At 41.9% G+C, this 7952-nt stretch carries 5 protein-coding genes; 2 read left to right on the top strand and 3 right to left on the bottom strand.

The genetic code is table 11. From position 1 onward, the window contains the following. Positions 1-77 precede the first annotated feature (77 nt). Positions 78-1268, top strand: coding sequence for a hormogonium polysaccharide biosynthesis glycosyltransferase HpsP (gene hpsP / locus HWQ41_RS20480; protein WP_292766758.1), 1191 nt, complete (start codon positions 78-80; stop codon positions 1266-1268). Positions 1269-1803: 535 nt separating this feature from the next. Here the strand turns inward: hpsP and HWQ41_RS20475 are convergent. The 3 genes from HWQ41_RS20475 to HWQ41_RS20465 all read right to left on the bottom strand — a co-directional run bounded on the left by HWQ41_RS20475 (position 1804) and on the right by HWQ41_RS20465 (position 3279). Continuing rightward, positions 1804-1968: a CopG family transcriptional regulator gene (locus HWQ41_RS20475; protein WP_292766755.1), complete on the bottom strand. Its 165-nt coding sequence runs from the start codon at positions 1966-1968 to the stop codon at positions 1804-1806. 190 nt (positions 1969-2158) lie between these two features. Then, entirely contained in the window at positions 2159-2326 is a 168-nt protein-coding gene (locus HWQ41_RS20470; RefSeq protein ID WP_292766752.1) for a hypothetical protein, read from the bottom strand. Between the two features lie 296 nt (positions 2327-2622). Beyond that, positions 2623-3279, bottom strand: a complete 657-nt coding sequence (locus HWQ41_RS20465) for a GAP family protein (RefSeq protein WP_292766749.1) — start codon at positions 3277-3279, stop codon at positions 2623-2625. Between the two features lie 737 nt (positions 3280-4016). Here HWQ41_RS20465 and nifJ point away from each other — a divergent pair. Next, positions 4017-7598 carry a pyruvate:ferredoxin (flavodoxin) oxidoreductase gene (nifJ, locus tag HWQ41_RS20460; protein WP_292766745.1) on the top strand — a complete coding sequence of 1194 codons (3582 nt, stop codon included), beginning with the start codon at positions 4017-4019 and terminating at the stop codon, positions 7596-7598. Positions 7599-7952: the final 354 nt, after the last annotated feature.

The following is a 7952-nucleotide window of genomic DNA, read 5'->3' as shown; positions in this document are numbered from 1 at the left end:
GGGGTGGGATGTTAGGGGCTTTTGCAAGATATCTAGTGAATAAAAAATGACAAAGAACAAATGACAAATGACAAAAAATGAAAATATTACAAATTGTCCCCTCAATTTCTCTGATTTACGGCGGCCCCAGTCAAATGGTACTAGGGCTAGCTCCAGCGTTGGTAAAAGAGGGAGTAGAAGTTACAATTCTCACAACTGATAGTAATGGCGATAATGGTCAAATACCTCTGGATGTTCCTTTAAATCGGCCAATTAAACAAGATGGCTATGAAATAATTTACTTTCGTTGTGCCCCGTTTCGTCGCTATAAATTTTCCCTAGATTTATTAAACTGGCTAAAATGTCATGCTCACGAGTTTGACATAGCACATATTCATGCTCTATTCTCCCCAATAATTAGTGCTGCTGCTATTGTGTGTCGTCAGCAAAAGCTACCTTATATTTTCCGTCCTTTGGGTACTCTCGATCCGGCTGATTTACGGAAGAAAAAGCAATTAAAACAGCTTTATGTCGCAATTATAGAACGTCAAAATTTGGCTGGTGCGGCGGCTATTCATTTTACCAGCGATCAAGAAGCTAAAATATCAGAACGGTTTGGAGTATCTACGCCAGATTTGGTGATTCCCTTGGGTGTGATCCCCCCTCAATCCCCTCTTAAAAATGTATGCAGTCACTTAGAAATACCAAAGGATGTACCGTTAGTGCTGTTCATGTCACGAATTGACCCGAAAAAGGGGTTAAATTTGTTGATTCCAGCGCTAGAAAAGCTATTAGGGGCTGGTTATAAGTTTCATTTTGTCTTAGCTGGGACAAATCCCCAAGATCCAGATTACGAAAAAAAGATAATATCCCAAATTCAAAATTCACCACTGCGATCGCACACTACAATTACAGGCTTTGTCACTGGTGAGTTAAAAGTTAGTTTACTACAAGTTGCTGATTTATTTGTCTTGCCTTCCTACTACGAAAATTTTGGGATTGCTGTCGCTGAAGCGATGGTAGCAGGAATACCTGTGGTAATTTCTGACCAAGTGCATATTTGTCAACAGATACGTGATAGTGAGTCGGGTTGGGTGGGTGCAACAGATGTCCAAGCATTGGTAGAGTTACTGCAAGAAGCTTTGGAAAATCCCGCAGAACGCCAACGACGGGGATTAAACGCCCAAAAATATGCATTGGAAAATTTTAGCTGGGATGCGATCGCTCGTCAAACAATCCAAGCCTATCAGGAAATTCTGACGAACAAATTAACCCAACGCAGACAATAGCAGTTTTTGCCAAATAGGCGCTAGAACTGCTTTGACAACCATATCCGCAATCACAAAACCAATCCCAATTAACATACAGCAGTTTTCTTTTGCATGAAGTACAAAGCTACGGGTTTTGAGGCAGGAGGCAGGAGACAGAAACTCTTCATATCTGATTTTAAGTCCTGCATTTTGTACCTCACTTACTTGCAAACTGCTGTATAAGTTTTAGGAAAGAGAGATTTAGGAACTTCGCCTCTGATGCGAGTTACTAGATTTAATCCTATCAACCTTCTCTTGCTAAGAAGATTCCGCCCACAAGGGGAGGCAGTACGGGGCATGTACCAAGTACATAAGTATTGAGTAATTTTTAATTTACTCAACACTTAGCACTCAGCACTCAGCATTGGGCATGGCTAAATAAGCAGAATCACATCTGGATTGTGTTCAGTTGCTACCTATAGCGGGTGTTTGCAGGAAAATAACTGATAACTATATTTACCTCACAAATTCAGATGTGCTGATCATGGTTTTGTTTTTTGTTCAGTATGATTTACTAGGTTTGGGGGACTTTTTCCTCATGAGTAGAAAGAGAGCGAATTAACTCCCGAATCACATCGGTTGCTGGTCTCCCCGTGATTGAACAGAATTGTTCAAGCTTCTGTGCCTCACTTGATGTGAGATTGATTGTAAGTCGTTTAGCAGCCCATTTTTTATTCATGTAGTAGACAGACAAGCGATATTTTTAAACTACTTCTCTAATATCAATCTTTTAAACTGCTATTACAATGGTATAAGTAATGACATCTAATTCAAGTAATCATGAAGCAGGATATTATGTTTGTCTAAGCAATGGTGAAGAGGTCGGATATATTCTCAAGTGTGAAGTTTAGCAACTTTTAGGGCAGTAATTATAAATAAAATGTAAAGGACGGGAAGCGGCTTGCCGTTGGCATTGTCTCTTGCAGAGAAGGCATCGCTTGTTCAATTGCCTCTGTTGGGATAGCTGTTTCTAACGCTTTGAGTACCGTATCTGATTCAACTACCGGCGAGTTCAGTGAGAATTCTTTAAGTTGCATTCAATCTCAGTACACTTGGATGATAACGCTCAGTCTATCTGGTTTTTGGCTTAACCGAACCGTATTGGGGTTACAGCACTTATCCAGATACAAGCTAAGTGACCAAGATTTATCAGCTATGCATTCCCAGGAAGTGAATCAGTCATCATTAGTAGGACTTACGCACACTCTACGATTCTTCTCTAGGTGAACGCGCAGCGTCTCGTAGAGATGGCGGTTCGATAAATTAAGCTTTTTGGCGATTTTTGCGTAAGTCCTCAAAAGTGAGATGAAATAAATTATGCTCTGACAAAAAACTATCTAAAAAACTGAATAAGACTGTTGACAATAAAGAAAACCCCAATTGCACTCAAAATAAAGGGTAGAATTCTGCTGATCCAACTATTTATTTGATCATAAAATTGTTCTAAATAACTAACAACATTTTCATTGAACACCAGATAAACAGCAACCATTATCAATAATGGAAAGATAAAAATCAAATCGTATAATGCCCAAATTAATATAAATATTTGGATTGAAAGATGGACATCATTCATTTGCTTGAGGGCAGCAATATGAGGCAATGCAGTTGGAGTTTCGACAGCGACAATGAGAAAACCTAAGAAAAAAGTGTGCAGCGGCTTGAGTGAAAGAGGGTGGAGATTTTTTGTAGAAGGGTTAAAAAATTTTGGCGCGTTACATCCTACAATCAATAGTCCTATTCCTAGAAAAAATTGTAATCCATAAATCCTCTCACCAACAGAATTTAAAACTTGTTGAATTACTTGTATCATCCCCCAAGAAATTAACAGTCCTGAAATCAAAAGTCCAACATATTCTCCAAGAGTAAAAGCTAATGCACGGATAACAGGCTTCGGTGTACTCAGTAGATAAATTTGCACTGCAAAACCATTAGGATTAATACTGCCAATTACTGAGATTGCTGCCAGAGAAAGTAAAAAAGAGGTCACGTCGCTTCGCTCCGAATTCAAAATTCAAAATTCAAAATTCAAAATTAACAATCCCCATAAATAAATTTAGTTTTGAGTTTTGTTAGTAAATCTTAAGTAGGAGAGGCAGGATAAGAAACCATTTATAAAGTAAATCTTAAGTAGGGTGTGTTACGGCTTTAGCCTAACGCACCGCTTATAACATGGTGCGTTAGGCGCTTATATCATGTTTTTCGTGACAAATCATATCGAAACATGCGCCTAACAAACCCTACAGTAATTTAATTTTTACTTTATAGATGACCGTACTTTGATGCTACTACTTATCTGTACAGATAAAATTTCTGTTACAGATAGAGTCGCTAATTGAGAAGTCAAAAGTCAATCAGATTTCCTATTTTCGGGCAATTTCCTGATTTCGGGAATATTTTGTATCAAAGATTCCCGACCCTATACCCCACAAAAAAGAATAAATTAGCTTAAAGTCTGATCAAACAGAGACTTTGGTTATTGAGTACATTATTAATACATATTATTAGATGCAGTATTGCGGATGAGATATTAATAGATGCAATATTGGTTGAAAGTTAACTTAAGAGCCAAAGGCCATCAATAAATTATCCTTTAAACACGGGGTAAATCCTACTGAGAAATATTTAATGCATATAATGCACTCAATTTCTAGTTCTGGCTATTTCTGATTCTTATATTCACGTGTTCTGATAATGCAGCTTAGAGGCGGGGACAAAAATCATATTATGAACAAAACCTTTGCAACCATCGACGGGAATGAGGCTGTTGCCCGTGTTGCTTACAAATTAAATGAAGTGATTGCCATTTATCCCATCACCCCCTCTTCAGCAATGGGTGAATGGGCAGATGCTTGGTCAGCAGAAGGTCGTCCCAACCTTTGGGGTACTGTTCCTAGCGTCGTGCAAATGCAGAGCGAGGGAGGAGCCGCAGGCGCTGTACATGGCGCATTGCAAACAGGTTCCCTGAGTACCACTTTCACGGCATCTCAGGGATTATTGTTGATGATACCCAACTTCTACAAAATTGCTGGTGAACTGACTAGCGCTGTGGTTCACGTTGCAGCCCGCTCTTTGGCTACCCACGCTTTATCTATTTTTGGCGACCATAGCGATGTGATGGCAGCTCGTGCTACTGGTTTTGCTTTGCTGTGTTCCGCTTCGGTGCAGGAAAGTCAAGATTTTGCTCTCATTGCCCATGCTGCTACCCTAGAGGCGCGAGTATCGTTTATGCACTTCTTTGACGGCTTCCGCACTTCCCATGAAGTGCAGAAAGTCAAACTGCTGTCAGATGGCGATTTGCGATCGCTCATCCACGATAATCTCATACTTGCCCACCGCAGCCGTGCGCTCACTCCAGATCGTCCAGTCTTGCGGGGTACTGCCCAAAACCCCGATGTCTACTTCCAAGGACGTGAAGGCGCTAACCCTTACTACAACGCCTGTCCAGAAATTGTCCAGCGGATCATGGATGAATTTGGAGAACGCACGGGAAGGTATTACAAAATTTATGAATATTACGGGGATAACGATGCCTCGCGCGTTATCGTTCTGATGGGTTCAGGCTGTGAAACCGTCCATGAAACAGTAGATTACCTTAACGCCCGTGGTGAAAAACTTGGTGTAGTGAAAGTGCGACTTTACCGCCCCTTTGATGTCCAAAGGTTTGTTGCAGTATTACCAACTAGTGTAAAAGCGATCGCTGTCCTTGACCGCACCAAAGAAGCCGGTAGCGCCGGGGAACCGTTGTATTTGGATGTTGTGGCTGCTATTCATGAAGCGTGGGAAGATAAGGGAGACAATGTTACTTCATCCCCCAAAATCATTGGTGGTCGTTACGGTCTTTCCTCCAAAGAATTTACTCCGGCGATGGTGAAGGGCATTTTTGACAACCTTACCCAAGCTAAACCAAAAAATCACTTTACTATTGGGATTAATGACGACGTTAGTCACACTTCTCTAAGCTTTGACCCCAACTTCTCCACAGAATCGGATAACGTTGTTCGGGCAATGTTCTATGGATTAGGCGCTGATGGCACTGTTGGGGCTAATAAAAACTCCATCAAGATTATTGGTGAAGAAACCGACAATTACGCCCAAGGCTACTTTGTCTTTGACTCCAAGAAATCTGGCTCGATGACTGTCTCTCACCTACGCTTCGGTAAAGAGCCAATTCGCTCCACCTACCTAATTGACCAAGCTAACTTTATTGCTTGCCATCACTGGGGATTTCTAGAACGCATAGATATTTTGAAAGCTGCTATTCCTGGGGCGACTTTGCTGCTTAACAGTCCATATAATGCAGATACCGTTTGGGAATATCTGCCGGTGAAGGTGCAGCAGCAAATTATTGAGAAGCATTTGAAGTTATATGTGATTAACGCTAGCCAGGTTGCCCGCGAAAGTGGCATGGGTGGAAGAATTAACACGATTATGCAGGTATGCTTCTTTGCTTTAGCGGGAGTCTTGCCACAAGAAGAAGCGATCGCTAAAATCAAACAAGCAATTGACAAGACTTATGGTAAAAAAGGTGCAGAAGTTGTCCGCATGAACTTGCAAGCTGTAGACAACACCTTAGACAACTTACATAAAGTAGATGTCCCACAAACAATCCAAAATCCAAAATCCAAAATCCAAAATCCAAAATTGCTAGACTCCGCTCCCGAATTTGTGCGGGAAGTTCTGGGCAAAATCATGGTGTGGGAAGGTGATGACTTACCTGTTAGCACCCTACCAGTTGATGGCACCTTTCCCGTAGGTACTGCCAAGTGGGAAAAACGTAACGTTGCCGAAGAGATACCTGTGTGGGAGCCGGATGTCTGCGTTCAATGTGGTAAGTGCGTGATGGTTTGTCCCCACAGTGCTATCCGTGCAAAGGCTTATCAATCAGATGAGTTAGTTAATGCACCAGGAAGCTTCAAGTCAACTGGTGCAAAAGATAAAGACTTTGCCAATCAAAAATTTACCATTCAAGTCGCCCCAGAAGATTGCACAGGATGCACTATTTGTGTAAATATTTGCCCTGCTAAAGATAAATCTGAGCCATTGCGGAAAGCGATTAATATGGCACAGCAGCTGCCTTTACAAGAGCAAGAGCGCAAAAACTGGGATTTCTTCTTAAGTTTACCCAATCCTGACAGGCGATCGCTAAAATTAAACCAGATTCGCCAACAACAACTGCAAGAACCTTTATTTGAATTCTCTGGTGCTTGTGCAGGTTGTGGTGAAACACCTTATTTGAAATTATTAACACAATTGTTTGGCGATCGCGCTGTTATCGCCAATGCTACAGGTTGTTCCTCAATTTATGGTGGGAATCTCCCCACCACTCCTTGGACAACCAACGCCCAAGGACGCGGCCCGGCGTGGTCTAATAATCTATTTGAAGATAACGCCGAATTCGGTTTTGGCTTCCGTCTTTCTCTCGACAAACAAGCTGAGTTTGCAGCAGAATTGTTGCAACAATTAAGCAGTGAAATAGATGAAAACCTTGTTCAGTCCATCCTCAAAGCTGAACAAAAATCTGAGGCTGACATTTGGGAACAACGCGAAAGGATAGAACTGTTAAAGCAGAGGTTAGATGAAATCCTAACTCTAGACCCCAATCTAAAATCTCAAATCCAAAATCTCAAATCCCTTGTCGATTACTTGGTGAGAAAAAGCGTCTGGATTGTTGGCGGTGACGGTTGGGCTTATGATATTGATTTTGGCGGCATCGATCATGTAATCGCTAGTGGTCGAAATGTCAACATCTTAGTCATGGATACAGAAGTGTATTCTAATACAGGCGGTCAATCTTCTAAAGCTACGCCACGAGCAGCAGTTGCTAAATATGCCGCCAGTGGTAAGCCTGCACCGAAGAAAGACTTGGGTATGATTGCCATGACCTACGGAAATGTCTACGTAGCGAGTGTAGCCCTTGGTGCTAGAGATGAACATACCCTGAAAGCATTTTTGGAAGCAGAAGCTTATGATGGCCCATCACTGATTATTGCTTACAGCCATTGCATTGCCCACGGCATTGATATGACCACAGGGATGAATCACCAAAAAACTCTGGTAGAATCAGGTCGTTGGTTGCTGTATCGGCATAATCCAGAGTTGCTCAAACAGGGTAAAAATCCTTTGCAATTGGATATGCGATCGCCTAAGCAATCTGTAGAACATTCAATGTATGAAGAAAATCGTTTCAAAATGCTTACCAAGAGCAAACCAGACGTAGCCAAGCACTTGTTAGAACAAGCGCAAGCTGAGGTTGATGCACGTTGGCAGATGTACCAATATTTGGCAAAGCGTGATGTTGATGACTAAGTACATGGGTATAAATATAAGGGACTGACAAATAAAAAAACATCCCAAATTTTCTTGTGGGATAGGTGTCCGCACCCGTCCCATATTCGGGCGGGCTTTCCTGCCCACCCCACAAGATGGATAATTATTTCTTGTCAGTCCCTAATGTTATTGCGTTTGCGTAGCGTCTTGTAGAGAAGAACGTACTCCTACGGGGAAGCAAGCTAGGCGTAGCGTCTCCAAGAGTTGCGATCGCAATGACTGGGATTGCTTCGTTTCTCGCAATCACATATTATATCATGTCCGGGTAATTAGTTGTGATTCCCATAGTCATTGCACCCCACCCCTTAATCCCCTCCCCGCCGGCGGGGAGGG

This window comes from Nostoc sp. NOS(2021), from assembly GCF_017115025.1.
GTDB lineage: Bacteria > Cyanobacteriota > Cyanobacteriia > Cyanobacteriales > Nostocaceae > Nostoc.
The sequence above is the reverse complement of the archived record's forward strand: the minus strand, read 5'-3'. Positions and strand labels throughout refer to the sequence as shown.